This is a genomic window from Actinomyces sp., from assembly GCF_030530635.1.
GTDB lineage: Bacteria > Actinomycetota > Actinomycetes > Actinomycetales > Actinomycetaceae > Actinomyces.
Map to the genome: position 1 here is coordinate 39,004 of NZ_JAUMUL010000007.1, position 22,148 is coordinate 61,151.

22 protein-coding genes and 1 riboswitch are annotated in these 22,148 nt (G+C 69.2%); of the genes, 19 read left to right on the forward strand and 3 right to left on the reverse strand.

From position 1 onward, the window contains the following. Positions 1-228: 228 nt before the first annotated feature. From Q4A20_RS03275 to Q4A20_RS03335, 13 genes are all read left to right on the forward strand, one after another. Positions 229-381, forward strand: coding sequence for a hypothetical protein (locus Q4A20_RS03275; RefSeq protein ID WP_303120271.1), 153 nt, complete (start codon positions 229-231; stop codon positions 379-381). A gap of 316 nt (positions 382-697) precedes the next feature. Next, positions 698-961: a type II toxin-antitoxin system Phd/YefM family antitoxin gene (locus Q4A20_RS03280; protein WP_303120274.1), complete on the forward strand. Its 264-nt coding sequence runs from the start codon at positions 698-700 to the stop codon at positions 959-961. An 11-nt stretch (positions 962-972) separates the two neighbouring features. Then, on the forward strand, positions 973-1,233 hold the full coding sequence (locus Q4A20_RS03285; RefSeq protein ID WP_303120277.1) for a Txe/YoeB family addiction module toxin: 261 nt from the start codon (positions 973-975) through the stop codon (positions 1,231-1,233). After that, the gene (locus Q4A20_RS03290) at positions 1,223-1,723 is read left to right on the forward strand and encodes a holo-ACP synthase (RefSeq protein ID WP_303120280.1); all 501 of its coding nucleotides are present in this window, start codon (positions 1,223-1,225) and stop codon (positions 1,721-1,723) included. The genes Q4A20_RS03285 and Q4A20_RS03290 overlap by 11 nt, the downstream gene beginning before the upstream one ends. 134 nt (positions 1,724-1,857) lie before the next feature. Continuing rightward, on the forward strand, positions 1,858-2,859 hold the full coding sequence (gene dhaK, locus Q4A20_RS03295; protein WP_303120283.1) for a dihydroxyacetone kinase subunit DhaK: 1,002 nt from the start codon (positions 1,858-1,860) through the stop codon (positions 2,857-2,859). Positions 2,860-2,865: 6 nt separating this feature from the next. After that, positions 2,866-3,549 (forward strand): dihydroxyacetone kinase subunit DhaL, encoded by a 684-nt coding sequence (gene dhaL / locus Q4A20_RS03300; protein ID WP_303120285.1) that lies wholly within the window; start codon positions 2,866-2,868, stop codon positions 3,547-3,549. Beyond that, positions 3,546-3,965, forward strand: a complete 420-nt coding sequence (gene dhaM, locus Q4A20_RS03305; protein WP_303120287.1) for a dihydroxyacetone kinase phosphoryl donor subunit DhaM — start codon at positions 3,546-3,548, stop codon at positions 3,963-3,965. Before dhaL ends, dhaM begins: the two co-directional genes overlap by 4 nt. 7 nt (positions 3,966-3,972) lie before the next feature. Beyond that, complete coding sequence (putP, locus tag Q4A20_RS03310) at positions 3,973-5,454, forward strand: sodium/proline symporter PutP (RefSeq protein WP_303120290.1); 1,482 nt, start codon at positions 3,973-3,975, stop codon at positions 5,452-5,454. 83 nt (positions 5,455-5,537) lie between these two features. Continuing rightward, entirely contained in the window at positions 5,538-6,986 is a 1,449-nt protein-coding gene (amrB, locus tag Q4A20_RS03315; RefSeq protein ID WP_303120292.1) for an AmmeMemoRadiSam system protein B, read from the forward strand. Continuing rightward, positions 6,983-8,116 (forward strand): AmmeMemoRadiSam system radical SAM enzyme, encoded by a 1,134-nt coding sequence (gene amrS / locus Q4A20_RS03320; RefSeq protein ID WP_303120294.1) that lies wholly within the window; start codon positions 6,983-6,985, stop codon positions 8,114-8,116. The genes amrB and amrS overlap by 4 nt, the downstream gene beginning before the upstream one ends. Positions 8,117-8,194: 78 nt before the next feature. Then, entirely contained in the window at positions 8,195-9,376 is a 1,182-nt protein-coding gene (locus tag Q4A20_RS03325; RefSeq protein ID WP_303120296.1) for a Fic family protein, read from the forward strand. Positions 9,377-9,456: 80 nt separating this feature from the next. Then, a riboswitch (FMN riboswitch) is annotated at positions 9,457-9,597 on the forward strand. Positions 9,598-9,754: 157 nt separating this feature from the next. After that, a complete protein-coding gene (locus tag Q4A20_RS03330; protein ID WP_303120299.1) occupies positions 9,755-10,618 on the forward strand; it encodes an ABC transporter permease in 864 nt (287 codons plus the stop codon). Positions 10,619-10,719: 101 nt separating this feature from the next. Next, the gene (locus Q4A20_RS03335) at positions 10,720-11,745 is read left to right on the forward strand and encodes an ABC transporter substrate-binding protein (protein ID WP_303120300.1); all 1,026 of its coding nucleotides are present in this window, start codon (positions 10,720-10,722) and stop codon (positions 11,743-11,745) included. A gap of 6 nt (positions 11,746-11,751) precedes the next feature. Here the strand turns inward: Q4A20_RS03335 and hisG are convergent, their stop codons facing one another. The 3 genes from hisG to Q4A20_RS03350 all read right to left on the reverse strand — a co-directional run bounded on the left by hisG (position 11,752) and on the right by Q4A20_RS03350 (position 14,214). Beyond that, positions 11,752-12,597: an ATP phosphoribosyltransferase gene (gene hisG, locus Q4A20_RS03340; protein WP_303120302.1), complete on the reverse strand. Its 846-nt coding sequence runs from the start codon at positions 12,595-12,597 to the stop codon at positions 11,752-11,754. Positions 12,598-12,711: 114 nt separating this feature from the next. Continuing rightward, complete coding sequence (locus Q4A20_RS03345; RefSeq protein WP_303120305.1) at positions 12,712-12,975, reverse strand: phosphoribosyl-ATP diphosphatase; 264 nt, start codon at positions 12,973-12,975, stop codon at positions 12,712-12,714. Positions 12,976-13,014: 39 nt separating this feature from the next. After that, entirely contained in the window at positions 13,015-14,214 is a 1,200-nt protein-coding gene (locus Q4A20_RS03350) for a DUF3866 family protein (RefSeq protein ID WP_303120307.1), read from the reverse strand. Positions 14,215-14,280: 66 nt separating this feature from the next. On the opposite strand from Q4A20_RS03350, the gene Q4A20_RS03355 reads away from it, so the two are divergent. The 6 genes from Q4A20_RS03355 (at position 14,281) to lnt (ending at position 22,134) form a co-directional block, all read left to right on the forward strand. Beyond that, the gene (locus Q4A20_RS03355; RefSeq protein ID WP_303120309.1) at positions 14,281-15,264 is read left to right on the forward strand and encodes a YafY family protein; all 984 of its coding nucleotides are present in this window, start codon (positions 14,281-14,283) and stop codon (positions 15,262-15,264) included. A 2-nt stretch (positions 15,265-15,266) separates the two neighbouring features. Then, positions 15,267-16,277 (forward strand): YafY family protein, encoded by a 1,011-nt coding sequence (locus Q4A20_RS03360; protein ID WP_303120311.1) that lies wholly within the window; start codon positions 15,267-15,269, stop codon positions 16,275-16,277. 51 nt (positions 16,278-16,328) lie between these two features. Next, positions 16,329-16,625 (forward strand): Sec-independent protein translocase subunit TatA, encoded by a 297-nt coding sequence (gene tatA / locus Q4A20_RS03365; RefSeq protein WP_303120314.1) that lies wholly within the window; start codon positions 16,329-16,331, stop codon positions 16,623-16,625. Positions 16,626-16,761: 136 nt separating this feature from the next. Beyond that, positions 16,762-17,616 carry a twin-arginine translocase subunit TatC gene (gene tatC / locus Q4A20_RS03370; RefSeq protein ID WP_303120316.1) on the forward strand — a complete coding sequence of 285 codons (855 nt, stop codon included), beginning with the start codon at positions 16,762-16,764 and terminating at the stop codon, positions 17,614-17,616. 64 nt (positions 17,617-17,680) lie between these two features. After that, the gene (locus Q4A20_RS03375; RefSeq protein WP_303120319.1) at positions 17,681-20,566 is read left to right on the forward strand and encodes an RNA helicase; all 2,886 of its coding nucleotides are present in this window, start codon (positions 17,681-17,683) and stop codon (positions 20,564-20,566) included. Then, a complete protein-coding gene (gene lnt / locus Q4A20_RS03380) occupies positions 20,563-22,134 on the forward strand; it encodes an apolipoprotein N-acyltransferase (RefSeq protein ID WP_303120322.1) in 1,572 nt (523 codons plus the stop codon). The genes Q4A20_RS03375 and lnt overlap by 4 nt, the downstream gene beginning before the upstream one ends. Positions 22,135-22,148 lie beyond the last annotated feature (14 nt).

Sequence of the window (22,148 nt, forward strand, 5' to 3'; positions counted from 1 at the left end):
CGGGCCCCCGCCACTTGCGCGGGGCCCACCCCGTTACGGGGGGGGCCCCGGGGGGCCGCGGCTCCCGGGGCCACCACGCTACGAGCCTCGCCCCGGAGCGTTACACGACCTTGGTGTACGTTCCACGACCACCCCGGGGTCGTGCACTAGATCCCGGGGTCGTCATCCGGGCCAGCAGCGTGCGTCGGGTACCTCGAGAATACGAGGAGTCGGCTTATGATTCGAACGATGAGCAGGTTGGACCCGGCCGCGTACCGCTGCGAAGACTGCTTGTTCACGGTGCGCCCCATGCGCGCCTCAGACGCCCGTGCGGCCACGGGAGTGTGGTATCGCGCCTGGTGCGACACCTACGTCCACCCCGAAGGGGCCACCCGGCAGTGAGCCGACGATGTCTGGAAGCCTAGGCTCAGCGACGAGGGCATCGCCCGGCTGGCACAGGACGCGGCCTCCGGGGAACGAGGCGCTTATATGGTTGCCGACCGCGGTGACGGCGAGATCATCTGCGTATTCGACACGGATTTCAAGCGGTCCCGAACTCGGAAACACTATGGCGAGGCGTACTCCCGGTGGTCACCATGCGCCGGCCCGCCGGCTGGCGCCAGAAGCGGACAACTGGCGCGAGATAGAACTGGTCGGCGACGCTCCATTGCAGTGAAGAATGAACGTGACGTACAGTTTTCTGCACAGGAGGTGAGTCATGAAGACCATGACCTACACGGAGTCCCGCGCGCGCTACGCCCAAGTGCTCAATGACGTGGTGGACGACCGCGAGGAGGTCGTCATCACCCGAGCCGGGCACGATCCCGCCGTCATCGTCTCCCTAGCGGAGTATGAGGCGCTCAAGGAGACCGCCTATCTCCTGCGCAACCCCGCCAATGCCCGACGACTCCTGGAGTCGATCACCGAACTCGAGGGCGGGCACGGCAAGGCCCACGAGCTTGTGAACACCCGCGAGGACTGACCGGGCCCGCCATGAGACTCATCTGGTCTACCCACGCCTGGGAGGACTACCTGTGGTGGCAGACCGAGGATCGGCAAGTCCTCAAACGCGTCAATCTCCTCCTCCAGGACATCCAACGGCACGGCAACGAGGGCCGCGGTAAGCCCGAGGCCCTCCGCGGCACTCTCAGCGGCTACTGGTCGCGTCGCATCACGGCCGAACACAGGCTCGTCTACCGGGTCGATGGTGGCGACCTCCTCATCGTTGCGTGCAGGCTTCACTATGGGCGTTGAACCGCGGTTGCCCGACGTCCCCGAACGTCAAAACGGTGAGGTCCTCGGCGTCGGGGTGGATCTGGTGCACGTCCCCGGCCTGAGCGAACAGATTAGCCAGCCGGGCACCGTCTTCGCTGAGCGGGCCTTCACTGCCCGCGAGCGGCGCGACGCCGCCCGCCGGGCCGAATCCACCGGCTCGACGCAGGCCGAACACCTGGCCGGACGCTGGGCCGCGAAGGAGGCCTTCATCAAGGCGTGGTCCGGGGCCGCCAACACCCGCGCCGGCCGCGCCGTCGCCCCGCAGCTACCGCCGGAGGCGGTCGACTGGCGCGAAATCGAGCTGGTCACCGACCGCTGGGGGCGGCCGTCTGTGCACCTGAGCGGAACGGTGGCCAAGGCCGTTGCCGCGAGTTTGGGCAACAGCGCCGCCGCACCGGAGCGATGGCCCGTCTCGCTGAGTCATGACGGCGGCTGGGCGGTAGCCGTCGTACTGTGCACCGCGCCCTGACCCGCGCCGCATGACCGCCCCGACACGCACCGACCGTCGCGCCGTACCGCGGCTGGCCCCGCACTCAATATCGAATCGACCGCCACATCAGACATCCGCAGTGACCGGTGCCTCATCCGCGGTACAGTTCTGTCATGAGAAAGCTCATCAACTCCGTTGAAGGAGTCGTGACCGACGCACTGGTCGGCATGGCTGCGGCGCACCCCGACCGTCTCCGGGTGGACGTGGAGCAGCACATCGTCTACCGCGCCACCCCCAAGGACGAGGGCAAGGTCGCCATCGTCTCCGGTGGGGGCAGTGGCCACGAGCCGCTGCACGGGGGCTTCGTCGGCACCGGTATGCTCGATGCCGCCTGCGCCGGGGAGATCTTCACCTCGCCCGTTCCCGACCAGGTATCCGCCGCCACAGCCGCCGTGGACCGCGGCGCCGGTGTACTGCATATTGTCAAGAACTACACCGGTGACGTCATGAACTTCGACATGGCCGCCGAGATGGTCGCCGCCGAGTCGGGCACCCAGGTCGCCACCGTCGTCATCGCCGACGACGTCGCCGTAGAGGACTCCCTGTATACCGCCGGCCGCCGCGGTGTGGGAGTGACCGTGATCGTAGAGAAGATCGCCGGCGCCGCCGCCGAGGAGGGCCGCCCGCTTGCCGAGGTGGCTGCCGTGGCCAAGCGCACCTCCGAGGCGGGCCGCTCCATGGGGGTGGCCCTGACCTCCTGCACGGTCCCGGCCAACGGCAAACCCTCCTTCGACCTGCCCGAGGACGAGATGGAGATCGGTATCGGTATTCATGGCGAACCCGGCCGCCACCGCGCCAAGATCGCTCCCGCGAGCGAAATCGCCAAACAGCTGGTTGACCCGATCCTGGCGGAACTGCCCGACGGCGAGCACGGCGTGATCGCCCTGTTGAACGGCATGGGCGCCAGCCCCCTGATCGAGCTTTACCTGACCTACGGGGAGGTCGCCAAGCAACTTCAGGCAGCCGGAATCAAGGTCGAGCGCTCACTGGTGGGCAACTACATCACCAGCCTCGACATGGCCGGCTGCTCACTGACCCTGGTGCGCGCCGACGAGGAGATGCTGCGCCTGTGGGACGCCCCGGTGAACACCCCAGGCCTGCGGTGGGGGGTCTGAAGATCTATGACCACGACCGCTCATACCCCGTCGGCCCCACTGACGGCGCTCACCGCTGTCGACGTGGCGGCCTGGATTCGCCGCACCGCCGAGCTCATCTCGGCACACGCCGACGAACTCACCGCTCTGGACGCCGCGATCGGTGACGCCGACCACGGCGCCAATATGAAGCGCGGCATGAATGCTGCAGTCGAGTCCCTGGCGGCCGATCCCGATGCCCCGGCGACCGTTCTCAAGCAGACTGCCATGGCGCTGATCTCCAAGGTCGGTGGCGCAGCCGGCCCGCTGTACGGCACTTTCTTCCTGCGTATGTCGACCTCCTGCGCCGGCAAGGAGACCATCGACGCTCCCGCCCTGGCCGAGGCCGTCGCCGCCGGCATCGGTGGCATCGTCCAGCGCGGCAACGCCGAGTCGGGTGACAAGACCATGTTCGACGCCTGGTCCCCGGCGCTGGAGGCGCTGCACTCCCACAGCGACGGGGAGGATGCCTTGGCGGACGCCGTCGTCGCCGCTGCTGCCGCCGCGCAGGCGGGACGCGATGCGACCGAGCCCATGTTGGCCAAGAAGGGGCGTGCCTCCTATCTGGGGGAGCGCTCCGTCGGCCACATAGACCCGGGCGCCGCCTCCACGGCCCTGATCTTGCGGGCGCTGGCGGACGTCGTGACCGGCCAGACGGCGGACGCCGCATGACGGGCATCGTCGTCGTATCTCATTCCCGTGCACTGGCCGACGCCGCCGTCGCCCTGACCAAGGGTCTTATCCCCGGCCTGGATGCGCCGCTTGAGGTCGCGGCGGGATTGCCCGACGGTTCTTTGGGCACCGATGCCACCGAGATCATGGCAGCCATTGAGAGCGCCGACGACGGCAGCGGCGTAGTGGTTCTGGCCGACCTGGGCAGCGGCGTCCTGGCCGCCCAGATGGCGCTGGAACTGCTCGATCCGGCAATGGCCGAACGAGTGCGCCTATCCGGCGGCGCACTCGTGGAGGGACTGGTGGCGGCCTACGCCGCCGCCGGCACCGGCAAGGACCCGGATGCGGTACACGCCGACGCCGACGCCGCCGCTTCCCTTAAACTGCGGCAGGTTGCAGGCCCCCCGGCCCCGTAGGAGAACCATGACCGACACGACCTTCCAAGCCATCTCCATGATCATCTACTTCGTTGGAATGGTGGCGATCGGCTGGTGGGCCTACGGTCACAACGACTCCCTGGACGACTACATGCTGGCCGGCCGCGGCCTCGGACCGGCGGTCACGGCACTTTCCGCCGGCGCCTCCGACATGTCCGGCTGGCTGCTCATGGGCCTGCCCGGGGCCCTGTATGCCAGCGGTTTGGTGGAGGCGTGGATCGCCGTGGGGCTCACCGTCGGCGCCTGGCTCAACTGGCGCTACGTGGCCCCGAGGCTGCGTTCGTATACGGAGGTAGCCCGGGACTCGATCACCATCCCCAGCTTCCTTGACAACCGGCTCCATGATGACCGCCACCTGCTGCGCTGGGCCAGCGGGGGAGTGATCATCGTCTTCTTCACGTTCTACGTGTCCGCCGGCATGGTCTCCGGCGGCACATTCTTCGAGTCCTCATTCGGGATGGACTACCGCCTGGGACTGACGCTGGTGGCCGGCATCACCGTCATGTACACGCTGGTGGGTGGCTTCCTCGCCGTGTCCTACACGGACCTGGTGCAGGGAATCATGATGGTGACAGCGCTCATCGCCGTCCCCGTCGTCGGTGTTATCCGCCTGGGCGGACCGCTGCAGACTCTACGTGCAGTTAGTGAGATAGACCCGCACTACTGGGCGGTGCTCGGCCCCACCACGTCGCTGATCGGCATCGTTTCATCGCTGGCCTGGGGTCTGGGCTACTTCGGCCAGCCGCACATCATCGTTCGTTTCATGGCACTGCGCAGTCCCCAGGAGGCCGTCGCGGGACGGCGTATCGGCATTGGCTGGATGCTGTTCGCCGTAGCCGGTGCGGCCGCCACCGCCATTGTCGGCGTGGCCGTCTACCAGCGTGACAGCGCCGCGCTGGCCAACCCCGAAACCGTGTTCATCGCCCTGGGCCAGTTGCTGTTCCACCCCTTCGTCGCCGGGTTCATGCTCGCGGCGATCCTGGCCGCCATCATGTCCACGATCTCCAGTCAGCTGCTGGTGACCTCTTCGGCGCTTATCGAGGACCTGTACCGGCACGTGTTCCGCCGTCCCCTGTCGCAACAGCGTCTGGTCATGTACTCGCGCTTCGCCGTGCTCACGGTGGCCGTGGTGGCTGCGGCCATGGCCTGGACGCCCAATGACACGATCCTGGCCCTGGTCGCCTTCGCCTGGGCGGGCTTCGGCGCCTCCTTCGGACCCACCGTCCTGCTGTGCCTGTACTGGAAGCGACTGACCGCCACCGGGGCCTTCGTCGGCATCATCACCGGTGCCGTGGTGGTCATGGTCTGGGGCAATATCTCGGGCGGTCCGGGTGGCATCTTCAACCTATATGAGCTCGCCCCCGGATTCGCCGCCAATCTGCTCGCCGCCTGGGCCGTGTCCCGGGTCGGTCGACCGAATGAGGCCGTGGCCGCCGAGTTCGCCGCCGCAGTCGCCGCGGCCCGCTGAATTCATCGGGAGCGGGCACCCGCCACGACCGGCCGGTATCGGGCCGGTTGGCGTATTCTGGTGGCACTCGAGGGAGAGGCACCATGAAGACCGTCCGCCGCCCAGCTGTTGCCGGAACCTTCTACCCGGATGACGCCCGCGCCCTGACGCGAATGCTCGACGACCTGCTGGCCCGAGCACGATCCGATTGGCCCGAAGGCGCCCCCGTGCCCAAGGCCGTCGTGGTCCCGCATGCCGGCTACATCTACTCCGGGCCGATGGCGGCGCGCGCCTATGCTCGCCTGGAGGCCGGCCGAGGACGCATCACCCGCGTGGTCCTACTCGGCCCCACCCACCGGGTACCGGTGCGCGGGCTCGCCCTGACAGGCGCAAAGCAGCTGGCCACGCCCCTGGGGCTGCTGGACGTGGACACCGCCGGCTGCGAACTCGCCGCCACCGTGGCCGGCGTGACGACCGCACCCGAGGCTCACGCTACGGAGCACTCCCTGGAGGTGCAACTGCCCTTCATCCAAACAGTCCTGGGCGAGGTGCAGACCGTCCCGCTGGCGGCCGGCACCGCCTCGGCACGTACGGTGGCGGACGTGATCAACGCGCTGTGGGGCGGGCCGGAGACCGTCATCATCATCTCCTCCGACCTGTCCCACTACCTGCCGCAGGATCTGGCCGTAACAGTCGATGAGGAGACCGTGGCCCGCATTCTCGCCCTCGACTCCACCATCCCCCACGACCGGGCGTGCGGCGCGACCCCGCTGGACGGCATGCTGCTGGCCGCCCGCGAGCATCACATGCGCCCCGAGCTGCTGGGCCGGTGCACCTCGGCGGACACGGCCGGCGACCCCGATCGCGTGGTCGGCTACTGCGCCGTCGCCCTCCATGAGGAGGCCGGAGACGATGGCGCAGGGCACTCGGGCCAAACTGCCGACGCCGACGGCGCCTCGGTCAGCGCCGTCGTGGAGGCGATCGAGCCTCCGGAAGACGCCGGCCAGATATTGCTGCTGCTGGCCCGCCGGGCCATCGCCCGCGCCGTGGGAGCCGAGGCCGGTGCCCCCGCCGATCTGCCGGTGGGGGAGTGGCCCGCCTGGCTCGAACGCGACGGCGCCGCCTTCGTCACCCTGCGCAGCGCCGACGGCGCGCTACGCGGCTGCATCGGGTCGCTGGAGGCGCACCGCCCACTCGGGCGTGACGTCGCCGACAACGCCGTCGCCGCCGCCCTGCGCGACCCCCGCTTCCCGCCGGTTACGGCCACAGAGCTGCCCGCCCTGAACCTGGAGGTGTCCGTGCTGACCACTCCCGAGACGATGGCCGCCCGCGACGAGCAGGAGGTGCGCCGCCGCCTACGGCCGGGCGTCGACGGCGTGGTGCTGCGGCTGGGGGCACGGCGGGCAACCTTCCTGCCGCAGGTGTGGCAGGAGCTGCCCGACCCGGCCGACTTCCTCCGCCGGCTCAAGTACAAGGCCGGCTGGCCCGCAGACTTCTGGGACGAGGCCATAATCGTTGAGACCTACCGGGTGCGGGTGTGGGAGGAGGCATGAGCGCCGTAACAGGCTCTCAGGCGCCAGGCAGCCGCGCGGCCGGAGATGTCGCCGCCGGATCCACGGCCCGCTGGTGGCACCCGCTGCCGGACGGGAGGCTGCAATGCGATCTGTGCCCGCGGCGGTGTCGTCTGCGCGACGGGCAACGCGGTTTCTGCTTCGTACGCCGCCGCGTCGGTGACCGGATTGTGCTGACGGCCTACGGCCGTTCTACGGGACTGTGCCTGGATCCGGTGGAGAAGAAGCCGCTGAACCACGTTCACCCGGGCAGTTCGGTGCTGTCCTTCGGCACCGCCGGCTGCAACCTGTCCTGCAAGTTTTGTCAGAACTGGGAGATCTCGGCCGCCCGCTCCACCGAGGTGCTCAGCGTGGACGCCCCGCCCGAGCGTATCGCCGCCCAGGCCGCCGGCACCGACGCGCGCGCCGTCGCCTTCACCTACAACGACCCGGTCGTCTTCGCCGAGTACGCCATCGACACCGCCCATGCCTGCCACGAACGGGGTTTGATGGCCTACGCGGTCAGCGCGGGGTGGATCTGCGCCTCCCCGGCACTGGAACTGTTCGGCGCCGTCGACGCCGCCAACATCGATCTCAAGGGCTTCACCGAGGACTTCTACCGACGCGTCACCGGCGCCCGACTGCGGGATGTGCAGGACACGCTGGTGCGGGTGCGGGAACACACCTCGACCTGGCTGGAGCTGACCACGCTGCTGATCCCGGGCCTGAACGACACGCCCGCGGAGGTCGGTCGGCTAGCCGCCTGGGTGGCGACTGAACTGGGCGCCGATACGCCGCTGCACCTGACGGCATTCCGCCCTTCCCACCGCATGCTGGACCGGCCGCCCACCCCACCGGCGACGCTTCGGCGAGCGCGCCGGGCGGCGCTGGATGCCGGGCTGCGCTTCGTGTATCTGGGCAATGTGCGCGACGCGGAGGGGGCGACGACCTTCTGCCCCGGCTGCGGCGCCGCGGTCATTGTCCGTCGCGGCTACACGGTGGACGCCTACGAGCTGGATGACAGGGGATGCTGCCGCCACTGCGGGCGGCGGCTGCCCGGCCTGTTCGACGCCGACGACCCCGGTGACGGTGCGGCGGCATTCCCGTGGCGCCTGGCTCCGGCGAGCCGGTGAGCGGTGGCAGCGCCCGCGACCCGCCTCCTTTTACACTTATCCCGGTAAGTGGAAAAGACTTCGGAGAGGGTGACAGATATGACTAAAGGCTCTTGGCCGGCCGTCACCTGGGAGACTCGGTCCTGGCGGCCGCGGCAGCCCCAGTTGCTCAGCGCTCGCCAACGGGCGGCGTTGCCGACGACGTACCGGTCCGCGATTCCTGCCACCATCGCGACGGCGTCGCTTGAGCTTCCGGGCGAGTTGCTGGCTCGTGAGGCCGGCACTGTTGCCGCAATCGGCGGCTTCGACGCTGTCGCGGCGGGCGCCCTGCAACCCTGGACCGATCTGCTTCTACGCTCGGAGTCCTCCGCCTCGTCTCGGATCGAGCGGCTCACCTCCTCCGCACGCAAGGTGATTGAGGAGGAGACCTTTGGCGGTGCGGGCGGCAACGCCACGGCTGTCGTTGCCAATACTCGCGCCATGCAGGCGGCCATTTCCCGGCCCGACGATCTCAACACCCGCACCCTGCTGGACATGCACCGCGAACTGTTGGCCCCCACCGCGCCAGACATCGCCGGCGTGCTGCGCGACGAGCCGGTGTGGATCGGTGGGCAGGACTATGCGCCGGTGGACGCCCTGTTCGTCCCTCCCGCGCACACTCGAGTGCCGGAGGCGCTCGCCGACCTGGTCGCATTCACTCAGCGCCCAGACATCACTCCCTTGGCGATGATCGCGATTGCCCATGCACAGTTCGAGACCATCCATCCCTTCGCAGATGGCAATGGGCGCACCGGCCGTGCGCTCATCCACCTACTCTTGCGCCGCAGTGGGCTGGTTTCCCAGGCGGTTCTACCCCTGTCCGCCGTGCTCCTGACCGACACCAATGCCTACTTCCACACCCTCGACGCCTACCGCGCCGGCGACCCCGCCGGCGTCGTCTCACTGTTCGTCGACGCGGCCCGCGCCGCCTGCGAGCTTGGACTCGAAGCCGTCGCGGAACTGAACCGGATCCAGGCCGACTGGAATGAGCACATCACTGCCCGCGCGGGTACACCCGACCGGGATCTGACGAGCCTGCTTATCCGCCATCCCATTCTTGACGTCGCCACCACCGCGCAGGAACTGAAGGTGTCTCCGCAAAGCGCCAGACGTTCACTGGCACGCCTGGAGCAGGCGGGAATCGTGGTCGGCTATCAGATGGCCCGCGGTCGGCGTGCCTGGCGGGCTCCCGATGTGCTGGCCCTCATGGACCGTGTCACCGCCGGCATACGCCGGAGCTGAGACGGATGACACTCCCGAGAGTTTCAGGCGAACAGGGTTGCTACTGCCGCCGCCAGCCGCTAATGTCGGCGGTGCATGAAACGTGCTCCGGGGTCGGTGAAAGTCCGAACCGGCGGTGATAGTCCGCGACCCGGTTGCGTCCACCCGCAGGGTGGGAGTAACCGGCTGAGCCGGTGGAATTCCGGCACCGACGGTGAAAGTCCGGATGGGAGGAGACACGTGGCGCGTGTCCGGCGTCGGCGGATCGTGGTGCGTTCCCGTGTGGGTGCATCCCGGCCGTAGGTAGCGGCCCGCGCTGTGCGGCGCTACGTGTGTGCCGCCCGTCACCCCGGAGTGCCCCGGGGCGGGTGCTCCGGGGAGCCGGAGAGGACAACGCGCATGACCAGCGCCACCGTCGCCAGCACCGGCCTCGGCGTGGCCGACCGTGAGACCGCCCGCGCGCCGCGGAACCCGCGCACCGGGTCGCCCCGTCTGTTGCGACCATTGCTGAACCCGCCGGCAGCCCTCGGGGCCGTCCTGCTGCTGGCCTGGTGGGCGATCACTCGCGCCGGGCTGATCCCGCCGGTCTTTCTTCCTAGCCCCGTCGACGTCGCCCGCCGCCTGGTGCTCGCCTTCACCCAAGGCGGCCTGGCCGGATACACCTGGGTGACACTGCGCGAGGCGCTGCTCGGCTGCCTGGCCGCCGCCGCCCTGTCTCTGCCGTTGGCCTGGACCCTGTACCACTCCCGTCGCTTCTCCCGCGCCGTCCTGCCCTACGTGGCCGCCTCCCAGGCGGTCCCGGCCATTGCCATTGCGCCGCTGCTGGTGGTGTGGATCGGCTACGGCACAGTACCGACGGTGGTGTTGTGCGTGCTCATGGTTTTCTTTCCCATCACCGTCACCGTCCTGCTGGGCCTGCGGGGCCTGGACGCCGACGTCGTCGATGCCGCTCGGCTCGACGGCGCCCACGGAATGAGCATGCTGATCTACATGGAGCTGCCCATGACGCTGCCCGCCATCCTGTCCGGACTGCGCACCGGATTCACCCTGTCCGTCACCGGTGCCGTAATCGGCGAGATGACCATGGGCGGGGAGGGCCTGGGCATGGTGCTCGCCTCCCAGCGGCAAACCGTGGACACCACCGGGCTGTTCTCCACCATCGTGGTGCTTTGCGTCATCGCCACCACCATCCACTGGATGCTGCACGAGCTGGAGCGCCGCAGCCGCGTCGTCGCCTCCATGCGGGGGCGCCGCGCCACCTGAGCCCCACCCCGGTGCGAACGCCGCTCCCAACCGAATCCCACTTTCCTCACTTCTGCCCGCCCGCTTCCCCTCACCGCCGCACGGCAACGAAAGGAACCCCCATGACCGCCCTCACCCCCCGCTTGACCCGCCGCACGCTGCTGACCGCCATGGGAGCGGGTGCCGCCGGGCTGCTCGCCGCCTGCGCCTCGGGCACCGGTGCCCGGACCGCCACGGACACCGCAGGCGCCACCGGGCTGGTGATCGGCATGACCTACACCCCGAACGTGCAGTTCGCCCCCTTCTACCTGGCACTGGCCGACGGCGAGTATGCGGCGGGCGTCTCCCTGCGCCACCACGGAGAGCAGGAGGGGCAGTTCGACGCGTTGCTGGCAGGAACCGAGCACATCGTCGTCGCCGGTGGCGATGAGGCCATTGTGGCCGCCTCCAACGGCAATGAGCTGGTGATCATCGGCGGCTACTACCAGTCCTACCCGGGCTGCATAATCGTGCCGGAGGACTCCGACATCACCGAGCTGAAGGATCTGGCCGGAAAGACGATCGGCACCCCCGGCAAGACGGGGGAGACCTGGTACTCGGTGCTGGTGGCGCTGTCCTCGGCCGGGCTGACCGAGAGCGACGTGGACGTGCAGGAGATCGGCTACACCCAGCAGGCCGCCCTGTCCAGCGGCAAGGTGGACGCGATCGCCGGCTTCTCCAACAACGACGCCGTCCAGATCGCCCGGAACGGCACGTCTGTGCGTGTCTTGGCCATCGGCGAGGACGTGCCGCTGCTGGGCGCCTCCCTGATCACCACCCCGCAGGTGCTGGCCGACCGCCGCACCGAGCTGGAGGCGGCCGTGGCGGCCTCCGCCGTTGGAATGACAAAGTTCGTGGATGACCCCGATGCGGCAGTCGACGCCACCAAGGAGTATGTCCCGGACCTGGTTGACGCCGCGCAGGCCGAGAACGCCCGCGAGGTAGCCGTGGCCACCGGTGAGCTGGTGCGGCCCAGCGAGAACACCGTGGTGGGTGCGCTGGTGCCGGAACAGGTGGGGGAGACCATCGACTTCCTGGCCGGTCGCGACCTGCTCGGCGAGACCACCGTGACCTCCGACGACGTCTGCGACCCGCTGCTCACCGTCTGAACATAGTTACAGCCGGCAGGCCACCAGGGAGGACACCAGGATGGCGCGCGCACCGATGGCGTAGAGCTCATCCATGACACGGTTGGCGTCCTTGCGGGGGACCATCGCCCGCACCGCCACCCAGTCGGGGTTCTGCAGCGGGGACACGGTGGGGGACTCAATGCCGGGGGTGATCTCGCTGGCCAGGTGCAGCCGGTTCATGGGGATGTCGTAGTCCACAAGCACGTAGGAGCGGGCCCGCAGCACCCCCTCCAGGCGGCGCACGAGCGTGGCCAGTCCGGGCTCATCGCGGTACTGCTCGGTGGTGATCAGCACCGCCTCGCTGGCCAGGATCGGCTCTCCGAAGGTCTCCAGGCCGGCGGCTCGCAGGGTCGACCCGGTCTCGACGACGTCGGCGATCAGGTCCGCCACCCCCAGTTGCACGGAGGACTCCACGGCGCCGTCCAGGTGCACGGTCTGCGCACTGACTCCCTGCGTGGCCAGGTAGTCGCGTACCAGCACGTCGTAGGAGGTGGCCACCCGCTTGCCCTCCACGTCGGCGAGTGTGCTCATGGTGCCGGCGGGAGCCGCGAAGCGGAAGGTGGAGCGGGCAAAGCCGAGCGGCAGGTGTTCGATCGCCTCCACGCCGGAGTCCAGCAGCAGGTCGCGGCCGGTGATGCCGGCGTGCACGGTGCCCTGGCCGACGTAGACGGCGATATCGCGGGGGCGCAGGAAGAACAGCTCCACCTGATTGGCGTCGTCGACCAGGACGAGCTCCCTCCCGGAGCGGCGGGTGCGGTAGCCCGCCTCGGCGAGCATGGTGGTGGCGGGCTCGGACAGGGAGCCCTTGTTGGGGACGGCGATGCGCAGCAATGTGGTCCTGACTGTGTGACGGTGTTGTGGTTGGTTCGTAGTGACCGATCACGGCACGTGAGGTCTGCTGAGGTCTACTCGGCGGCGGCCCGCCTCGGGCGGGCAGCGCTCCGGTCACAGGTACCGGTAGATGTCCTGAAGGGTGAAGCCCTTGGCCAGCATCATCACCTGGATGTGGTACAGCAACTGGCTTATCTCCTCGCAGGCGGCCGCATCCGACTCGTGTTCACAGGCCATCCAGGATTCGGCCGCCTCCTCGACGAGCTTCTTACCGATGAAGTGCACGCCGCGGTCGAGTTCCTCAACCGTACCGGAGCCGGCTGGACGGGTGGCGGCCTTGTCTTGCAGTTCGGCAAAAAGGTCCTCGAAGGTCTTCATGGGCTCAGCGTAGTGCAAGCACACGCCCATCCCCGGCCCTCACCCCGGTGACACCGAGCGGTTCAGGCGGGCCGCGTGGCGGCCGGCGGCGGCCGCCGCCAGGAAGGCCGCCGCATCCTGCTCCAGGCCCCGGCCCATGGTGTTCAGGCGCACGCCGGTGTCCCGTTCCAGGGCGCTCAGGGCTCCATGCAATCCGGTCACCGGCACCTGCACCAGCCGGTGGGTGTCCCCGCGTGTCCGCGGGGAGCACAGGGCAGCCGCCTGCTCGGACACTTGCGCGCCCAGAGCACCGGGCAGCAGGGGAACGACGACGTCGGCGGCGGCCCAGGCCACGCGCCCGTAGGCGGTCAAGGAGTGGTGAGAGACACCCCGGTGACGTGGGCGGGCATCCGCCTCGGAGACGCGCAGGCAGGCGACCGGGCGGCCATCCAGTACGGCGACGGCGTTGACAACGTCACCGCAGGCCACTCCGGAGAACCCCCAGGGCGTGTCGGTACCCAGGTTACCGGGCCCTTGGGTGACGACGATCACGTCCGCACCAAACACGTGCCGGGCGGCAAGCAGTCCATTGTGGATGCTCACCGCCTCCAGATCACCACCCCAGGCCTGCCCGACGGTGACGGTGCCCACCAGCGCCCCGGCCTCCTGCAGCGCCGCGACAGTCCGGGAGTAGGGCAGCGGCAGGGCGCCGCCGTCGGTCATTACATAACCCACCCGCGGCTGGCGCGACTTCTCCGGTGCTCCGGAGCCGTCCGGCACCGGGTCGGGGACGCGCAGCCCCGCCAGGACTGCAGGAAGTGCGGAGTGCAGGTCGGCAATCACTACGGGAGCGCCGCCGAGTGTCAGAGTGTCGATCGGGGCGGAAAGCAGCGCGTGGGCGGGAGTGTCCTGCTCATCGACGCCGGTGACCAGCACCTGGTCGGGCATGTAGCGGGCCTTGACCAGATGTCCGCCCGGCGCGGGATCGGCCGGCAGGACACCCGGGCGAGCGGTGACCATGGCGTGGCCGCCGGTGCCCAGCGCCCGGGCCAGGGCGGACACCTCCAAGCGCACTCGCTCCCCGGGCTCGGGCACACCGGTGACGCACTCGTAGGCGACGGCCCGGCAGGACTCGCCGTCGCCGAGCACAACCGCACCGGCCGGGGCTGCGACTATGCGCACAAGCGCCTCCGCGCAGCGCCTCCCGGGCCGTCCCCAGACCCGCCGTACTTCCAGCACGTCCGCGTCGCGCCACATCATGTCACCACTCTAGGCCACCCGCGTGTACCGTCCGTCAGTCCCGGCATGAGCGCCTAGGCTGATACCGTGCCCCAGCCAGTACCCCGCCCCGCCTCGGAGGCCGTCCCCGCCGAGGAGCGCCACGTCAACCTGCTGCTTGCGCTGCGCAACACGCAGACCGGCTTGACCAAGACGCAGATCATCCGGACGGTCTCCGGATACGACTCCGACGGCGGGGCCGCCACCGACCGCATGTTCGAGCGTGACAAGGGTGTGCTAAGGGATCTGGGCATCGAAATCACCACCAGCGGTCAGGGGGAGGAGGCCCGCTACCGCATCACCGAGGCCGACTACGCCCTGCCGGATCTGACGTTGACGGCAGAGCAGGCCGCCGCCGTCACGTTGGCGGCCGCGGCCTGGCGCAGCGGAGCCCTCACCCCAGCGGCCAGACGCGCGCTGACCAAGATCCGGGCCGTGGCCGACACCGACACCGACGCCGCCTCATTGCCGGACCTCAGCATCGACCTCGGCAGCGATGTCTCCGGGGGAGGGCTCACCGCCGAACTGGCCGCGGCGGTGCAGGAACGCCGCCGGGTCGGCTTCGACTACGCCTCGGCCCGCTCCGGACGCGTCAGCGCCCGCATTATCGAGCCGCATAGGCTGCGCATGAGCGAAGGCGCCTGGTATTTGGACGGGCGGGACCTCGCCTCAGGAAAGCAGAGGACCTTCCGCCTGGCCCGTATCGTCGGAGAGGTGGCGGTGGTTTCCGACGCGGACGCCTTCCCCGCCGTCGACATTCCGCCACCCGCGCCCGTGCGGGCGGTGCTCGCAGTGGCCCCTGGACGGGCATTGCAGTTACGCGCCCGTGCTCTGACAACCGCGCCGGCACAGATGCCGCAGGGATGGGATGAGATCCACGTGACCTACACGGACCGCTTCGCCTTCGCCGGCGCTCTGGCGGCCCTGGCCGACGCCGTCGTGGTCCGCCAGCCGCAGGTGCTGCGCGAGGAAGTACTCGCACACCTGCGTGCGGCGGCTGCGCTGGTGCCCGCTGCGGTGGAAGCGGATTGAATATGGCACGTCCCAGTTCCACGGACCGACTCGTGCGGCTACTGGCCCTGCCCGCCTGGGTCAGTGAGCATGACGGCGCCACCCTGGAGGAGGCGGCCGCCCATTTCGGAGTCACCCGTGAGACGATTCGCCGGGACGTGGACACCCTGTGGGTGTCCGGGCTTCCCGGCGGCATGCCCGATGAGCTGGTGGACTTCTCCGCAACCGACCTCGAGCGCGGCCGCCTGCGCCTGACCGAACCGCTGGGGCTGGACCGGCCCGTGCGCCTGTCCCACCGGGAGGCCCTTTCCCTGCTGCTGTCCCTGGGAGTGCTGGCCGACGTGCTCGCCGACGACCCCGACGCCGCGGCCGTGCTCGACAGCACGCGGCACGCGCTGCGTCATGCCGTGGGGGCGTCCTCGCCCGCTAAGGATTCAACACCGACGGCCGCCTACCGAAGTGGTGTCCTGCCTGTGGTCAAACGGGCACTGGCCGAGCGCCGGCGCTTGCACCTGGTCTACGTCTCGGCCACCGACACCCGTTCCGAACGCGATGTCGACCCGCTCGAACTGGTCAGTGACGGCAGTCACCTGACGCTGCGGTCCTGGTGCCTGAACGCAAGGGCGGAACGCTCCTTCAGGCTGGACCGCATCCTGACGGCACAGGTGCTCCCAGAGCCAACGGCACCCCACCGCGCCTCCCGACGGAGCACTCGCACCGCCTCCGCCGTCGAGGCGACACTCGTGCTGAAACCGACGGGCCGCTGGCTGGTGGAGCAGATCCCCTGTGAACAGGTAGTCACCGATCGGGACGGCTCGCTGCGCGTGCGGATACGGGGCCGCGACCGCGCCTGGCTGGTGGGTCTGATCCTGTCCGCGGGCAGGCACCTGAAGCAGGTCGAACCGGCCGACCTGGCAGCACAGGCGAGTGCGGCCGCGAGGCGCGCCCTGGAGCGCGGCGCCGCCGTATACGCCCATGGTGGAACGCCACCCGCTCGGTGCACGACCAACGACGCCGAAACGCTAGACTCTTGACGTACCACGCGGGCTCATCTCAATCGCGAGCCCCATGAAAGGAGTTGCGTCGTGATCAAGCCCACGCACATCGTTGTTCTGCTTGTCCTCGTGCTGCTCATCTTCGGCGCCAACAGGCTTCCCGAGATCGCCGGAAGCATTGGCAAGTCGATGAAGGTGTTCAAGAAAGAGGTCAAGGAGCTCCGCGAAGACGACGACGCCCCCGCCGCGCAGCAGCCCCAGGCTCAGATTCCGCAGCAGCCTCAGCAGGGCACCTACTACACCCAGCCCACTCAGGCGGGCCAGGCCGCTCCGCAGCAGGCACCCCAACAGCCGCAGCAGTACACAGACGGCACCGTCCAGCAGTGACCTCGGCGTCCGCCTGCGGTCAGGGCTCATCCGTGCCGCAGGCGGGCCATGACCGACTCAACATCTGCGCTCGCCGGCGCCGGGTGTAACCCGGCCCGAGGGGCGGTCGGCCGTAAACGACTGGGAGGAGCAGAACGTGCCGCATATGCCGAAACTACCCGGCAAAAGGCGTAGGGAGAACCCCGAGGCCGTGATGTCCATCGGGGAGCACCTGCGTGAGTTGCGCAACCGGCTGTTCATCTCGGCGATCGGCATCACGGTGATGGCCGTCGTCGGTTATTTCCTGTACGACGTCGCCTACCAGTTCATCACGCACCCGATTGAGGTCGCCAATGCCCGTGGAGCCAAGCTGAACATCAACTTCTCCACCCTGCTGTCCTCCTTCGACATGCGCCTGCGCGTGTCGATCTGGCTGGGCGTGCTGCTGTCCTCACCGCTGTGGATATACGAGTTCTTCGCCTATGTGGGACCCGGCATGACCCGCAAGGAGAAGGCCTACACCTGGGTCTTCGGCGTGGTCGGGCTGCTGCTGTTCGCCGCCGGCTGCGCCCTGGGCATGTGGATCATGCCGCATGCGGCGGTGATCCTGACCGGCTTCATCCCGAAGACGGCCTCTTCCACCGGCATCATGGATGCATCGGTCTACCTGTCCTTCGTGCTGCGTCTGGTGCTGGCCTTCGGCGCCGCCTTCCTGCTTCCGGAGATCATGGTGGCGCTCAACCGCCTCGGGGTGCTCAAGGGTCGCACCATGCTCAAGGGCTGGCGCTGGGCGGTGGTGGCCATTTTCACCTTCATGGCCTTTGCCAACCCGCTGCCGGACCCCTGGTCGATGATCTTCATGGCCATTCCCATCACCGGCCTGTACTTCCTGGCCTGTTACATCTCCATCCGCCACGACAAGCACCTGGCCAAGCGCCGGGCGGAGGAGGACGCCGCCCTGGATGCGGCCCTGGCGAACACATCATCCTCCGGCACGATCACGGCCAGTTGAGGGTACACAGACGGCGGCAGGTCGTTGCCCCGGCCGAGCGCGACTCGCACATAGGGTGTACCCCATGAGTTCGCCCGCCGAACGCTACGCCGCCGCACGCAGACGCCAGGCGGATTCCCGTACCGAGCTGGCCCGTTTCGCCTCCGACTACGACTTCCCCTTCGACGATTTTCAGAATGAGGCCTGCCGCGCCCTTGAGGCCGGCCAGGGGGTGCTGGTGGCAGCACCCACTGGTGCCGGCAAGACCGTAGTGGGGGAGTTCGCCGTTCACCTGGCGCAGACCAGGGGGCTCAAGGCCTTCTACACCACCCCGATCAAGGCGCTGTCAAACCAGAAGTACCTCGACCTGGTCGCCCGCCACGGAACTGACCGGGTCGGTCTGCTCACCGGCGACACCTCGGTCAACCCCCACGCAGACGTGATCGTCATGACCACCGAGGTGCTGCGCAACATGCTCTACTCCGGGTCCCGGGACCTGGACCGGCTCGGCTACGTGGTCATGGATGAGGTGCACTACCTGGCCGACCGCTTCCGCGGGCCGGTGTGGGAGGAGGTCATGATTCACCTCGCCCCCGAGGTCCAGGTGGTGTCGCTGTCGGCCACCGTGTCCAATGCCGAGGAGTTCGGGGACTGGCTCGGACAGGTGCGCGGCAGGACCGCCGTCGTCGTCTCCGAGCACCGTCCGGTACCGCTCACACAGCACATGCTGGTTGGACGCCGGCTCCTGCCCCTGTACTCCGCACCGCCGGAACGCTCCGGCACCGCCCAGCCGCCCCTGAATCCCGACCTGCTGCGGGCCGTACGGGAGGCACGGCGGGCCGCAGCCGGCCGGGAGCAGGGTGATGGCGGCCCGCGTCGGCAGGCCGGCACGGGCCGTGGGGGCCGCTGGTCCCGCACCGTCGGCGGCCGCCCGTATCCGTCCCGGCAAGGAGACGGCGGCGCCCGCGCAGCCCACCTGCGCCCGCCCGCACGTGTAACCGTCATCAACGCCCTTGAAGGCGCCGAACTGCTGCCCGCCATCGTGTTCGTGTTCTCCCGCGCCGGCTGTGAGAACGCCGTACGCGAGGCGGTCACCCGTGGCGTGAACCTGACCACCAACCGGGAGGCGCGCCGTATCCGCGAGATCATTGAGCGACGCACCGCGGATATCCCCGCGGCAGACCTCGGTGTGCTGGGCTTCCACGCCTGGACGCACGCACTCACTCGGGGCGTGGCCGCTCACCACGCCGGACTACTGCCCGTGTTCAAGGAGACCGTGGAGGAGCTGTTCGCCGCTAATCTCGTGAAAGTCGTCTACGCCACCGAGACCCTGTCGCTCGGCATCAACATGCCCGCCCGCACGGTGGTGCTGGAATCCTTGCGCAAGTGGAACGGCTCCGCACATGTGAATCTGACGCCGGGCGAGTACACGCAACTGACAGGCCGTGCGGGCCGGCGCGGCATTGACGTCGAGGGGCACGCGGTCGTACTGGCCACCGACGACGCCGAACCAGCATTCGTCTCCTCGCTCGCCTCCCGCCGCACCTACCCACTCGTCTCGGCATTCCGCCCCACCTACAACATGGCCGTCAACCTGTTGGGGCGGATGCCGCGCGCCCGTGCCCGTGAGGTCCTGGAGTCCTCCTTCGCCCAGTTCCAGGCCGACCGGGGGGTGGTCGAAATGGCCGCCGAGGTCCGTCGCAAGCGTCACCGCCTGGCGGAGCTGAACAAGCGGATGTCCTGTCACCTGGGAGACTTCGGTGAGTACGCCCTCCTGCGTGCACGCATAAGCAAGGTCGAGGCCGACCAGTCCCGGGGCAACCGAGCCGCTCGCCGCGGTGAGGCCGGCCGCTCCATTGAGGCGCTCTCCCGCGGCGACGTGGTCCTTTACCGTGCGGGCCGACGTCTGCGGCACGGTGTGGTCGTCGCCCAGGCGGCTGCGCACTCCGGGGAGCCGCGGCTGACCGTCGTCGGTGAAGACCGCCGCGTGCACACCCTCACCCCGGAGAATGCGCCGGACGGCGTAACCCGAGTCGGCGCACTGCCCGTCTCCGAGACGGTCGACGTGCGGCGCCCGCGCGAGCGGGAGCGACTGGCGGACCGCCTCCTGGACGCCTTGCGCGCCGGAACGCTCGACGCCTCCACTGATCGGGGTTCTCGCCGCGACCATCGCGGAGGCGAGGATGTGGCGCGGCGCCTGGAACAGCTGCGTCACGAGATGCGTACCCACCCCTGCCACGCCTGCCCGCACCGGGAGGAGCACGCCCGCGTCGGCCGCAGGTGGGTGCGCACCCGGGATGAGCTCGACCACCTCCAGGCCCGCGTCAACAACCGCACCGGTACCATCGCCCGCCAGTTCGACGCGGTGTGCCGGGTACTGCTCGAACTGGAGTACCTGGCGCCGACGGATCGCGGTCATCTCGACGGCGAGCTGCGCGTCACCGGAGCCGGAAGAGTGCTGGCACGCGTGTATGCGGAACGCGATCTGCTGGTTGCCGAATGCCTGCGCCAGGCCCTGTGGAATGACCTGACCCCGGCCGAGTTGGCCGGGGCCGTCTCGGCCTGCGTGTACGAGCCGCGGCTGGCGGCGTCGTCACTCGGTCTGCCGGCGGCACCAGGATCTCGGCTGGGTGATGTGCTGCGGCGGGAGTTGACGATCTCTCGGCGCATCAGCGACCTGGAGGCTCTGGAACGGGTGGATCCCTCCACCGGTGCCGAGCCCGCCCTGGCCGGCGCGGTACGGGCCTGGACGGACGGTGCGGATCTGGCCACCATCCTTGAGGACACGGATCTGGCCGCCGGAGACTTCGTACGCTGGTGCAAGCAGCTGCTGGATGTGTTGGGGCAGCTGGCGACGATCATCTCCGGTGCGGGCGCGGGGGAGCGGGCCGGCCTGGCCAGGCTGGCCATTACGGCAGCCGAGGCCTGCCTGGATGTCAACAGGGGAGTGGTCAGTTGGTCCTCCGTGTGAATAAGCGCCGGGCCCGGTGGTTGGCGCCTGCGCTGGCATCCGCGTGCGCCGGCCTGGCCGTATGGGCCGCTTTCCCGCCGGTGGGGGCATGGTGGGCGGCCCCGCTCGGGATGGCCGTGTTGGCGGCGGTACTGCGTAGGCGAGGTCCCTGGACGGGGGCGGGCCTCGGACTGGTGTTCGGCCTCGCCATGTTTACGCCGCTGCTGCACTTCGCGGCCGTGGCCATGGGCAACCCGATCGGCTGGGCGGCCCTGACCGCGGTCGAGTCGCTCTTCTTGGCGGTCTTCGGCGGCGCCTGGGCACTGATCGGCAGGATCAGTCGGCTGGAGCGTGCCGGCACCGGGGCGATGCTGGCACGCATCGCCGCCTTCACCGTCCTGTGGTGCGGGGTGGAGGAGGTGCGCTCCTCCTGGCCGTGGGGCGGCTTTCCCTTCGGTCGGATCGCCTTCGCCATGGCCGACGCCCCCATGCTGCCCTTCGCCGCCTATGGGGGCGCTGTCGGATTGACGGCGCTGGTCGCCTGCGCGGGCGCGGCCCTGGCGGAGGCGGGGCACGCCGTGCGGCAACGTGAAGCTCTCACCGGGCTGCTGGCCGCGGCGCTGGCCGCCATCGCCGTCACCGCTCCGGTGCTGGCGCCCCTTGACGGCGCCGCCCAGGACGGCACGCTGCGAGTCGGAGCCGTGCAGGGCAATGTCGCCGAGAAGTTCGAGGACGCCTTCAACCGGGCACTGGAGGTCACCGGCAACCACACCGAGGCGACACTCACGCTGGCCGATTCGGTCGGACAGAACGCACTCGACGTCGTCATCTGGCCGGAGAACTCCGCCGACCTCGATCCGCGTGACTTCCCGGCCTCTGCGACCCTGGTGGAATCCGCGGCCCAGGCCGTCGGGGCACCCGTGCTCGTGGGGGCCATCTCATACGGCGACGGCGTGCGCTACAACGACATGGTCGTGTGGACACCGGGGGCCGGAGCGGGGGCCTACTACCGCAAGCACCGCCCGGTCCCGTTCGCCGAATACGTGCCCCTGCGCGACCAGCTGCGTCACATCACCCGCCAGGTGGACCGCATCGGCACCGACTTGGCCCCCGGCACGGGCCCACAGACGCTGACCGTTCATGCCGCCGCTCAGGACCGCGACGTCACACTCGCCATGGGGATCTGCTTCGAAGTCGCCTACGAGGACACGCTGCGAACCGGTGTCGAGCAGGGCGGCGAGGTGATCATCATCCCAACGAATAACGCCAGCTTCTTGCATTCCGCGGAGGCCGAGCAACAGCTGGCGCAGGGAAGGGTACAGGCGGTGATTCACGGGCGCGCGCTGGTGCAGGTGTCCACCGTCGGCATAACCGCGATAATCAACCCGCGCGGCATGATTGAACAGCGCACCCGGGCCTACACGCAGGCCTCGCTGGTGGCCGATGTGCCGCTACGCACCACCGTAACTTTCGCGGACCGCCTGGGATACCTGCCAGGACGCGCCCTAGAGGCGGGTGCCGCGCTGCTGACCATGGCCGGTATGGTTTCCGCTGTGTCACGGCTGCGGCGTCGGCGTCGGCGGGCGTGACCGGTTCCGGGACC

Coding starts and splice junctions, on each gene's coding strand:
- Q4A20_RS03275 (WP_303120271.1), top strand. CDS start 229: ATGAGCAGGTTGGACCCGGCCGCGTACCGCTGCGAAGACTGCTTGTTC.
- Q4A20_RS03280 (WP_303120274.1), top strand. CDS start 698: ATGAAGACCATGACCTACACGGAGTCCCGCGCGCGCTACGCCCAAGTG.
- Q4A20_RS03285 (WP_303120277.1), top strand. CDS start 973: ATGAGACTCATCTGGTCTACCCACGCCTGGGAGGACTACCTGTGGTGG.
- Q4A20_RS03290 (WP_303120280.1), top strand. CDS start 1,223: ATGGGCGTTGAACCGCGGTTGCCCGACGTCCCCGAACGTCAAAACGGT.
- dhaK (WP_303120283.1), top strand. CDS start 1,858: ATGAGAAAGCTCATCAACTCCGTTGAAGGAGTCGTGACCGACGCACTG.
- dhaL (WP_303120285.1), top strand. CDS start 2,866: ATGACCACGACCGCTCATACCCCGTCGGCCCCACTGACGGCGCTCACC.
- dhaM (WP_303120287.1), top strand. CDS start 3,546: ATGACGGGCATCGTCGTCGTATCTCATTCCCGTGCACTGGCCGACGCC.
- putP (WP_303120290.1), top strand. CDS start 3,973: ATGACCGACACGACCTTCCAAGCCATCTCCATGATCATCTACTTCGTT.
- amrB (WP_303120292.1), top strand. CDS start 5,538: ATGAAGACCGTCCGCCGCCCAGCTGTTGCCGGAACCTTCTACCCGGAT.
- amrS (WP_303120294.1), top strand. CDS start 6,983: ATGAGCGCCGTAACAGGCTCTCAGGCGCCAGGCAGCCGCGCGGCCGGA.
- Q4A20_RS03325 (WP_303120296.1), top strand. CDS start 8,195: ATGACTAAAGGCTCTTGGCCGGCCGTCACCTGGGAGACTCGGTCCTGG.
- Q4A20_RS03330 (WP_303120299.1), top strand. CDS start 9,755: ATGACCAGCGCCACCGTCGCCAGCACCGGCCTCGGCGTGGCCGACCGT.
- Q4A20_RS03335 (WP_303120300.1), top strand. CDS start 10,720: ATGACCGCCCTCACCCCCCGCTTGACCCGCCGCACGCTGCTGACCGCC.
- Q4A20_RS03345 (WP_303120305.1), bottom strand. CDS start 12,975: ATGAAGACCTTCGAGGACCTTTTTGCCGAACTGCAAGACAAGGCCGCC.
- Q4A20_RS03350 (WP_303120307.1), bottom strand. CDS start 14,214: ATGATGTGGCGCGACGCGGACGTGCTGGAAGTACGGCGGGTCTGGGGA.
- Q4A20_RS03360 (WP_303120311.1), top strand. CDS start 15,267: ATGGCACGTCCCAGTTCCACGGACCGACTCGTGCGGCTACTGGCCCTG.
- Q4A20_RS03375 (WP_303120319.1), top strand. CDS start 17,681: ATGAGTTCGCCCGCCGAACGCTACGCCGCCGCACGCAGACGCCAGGCG.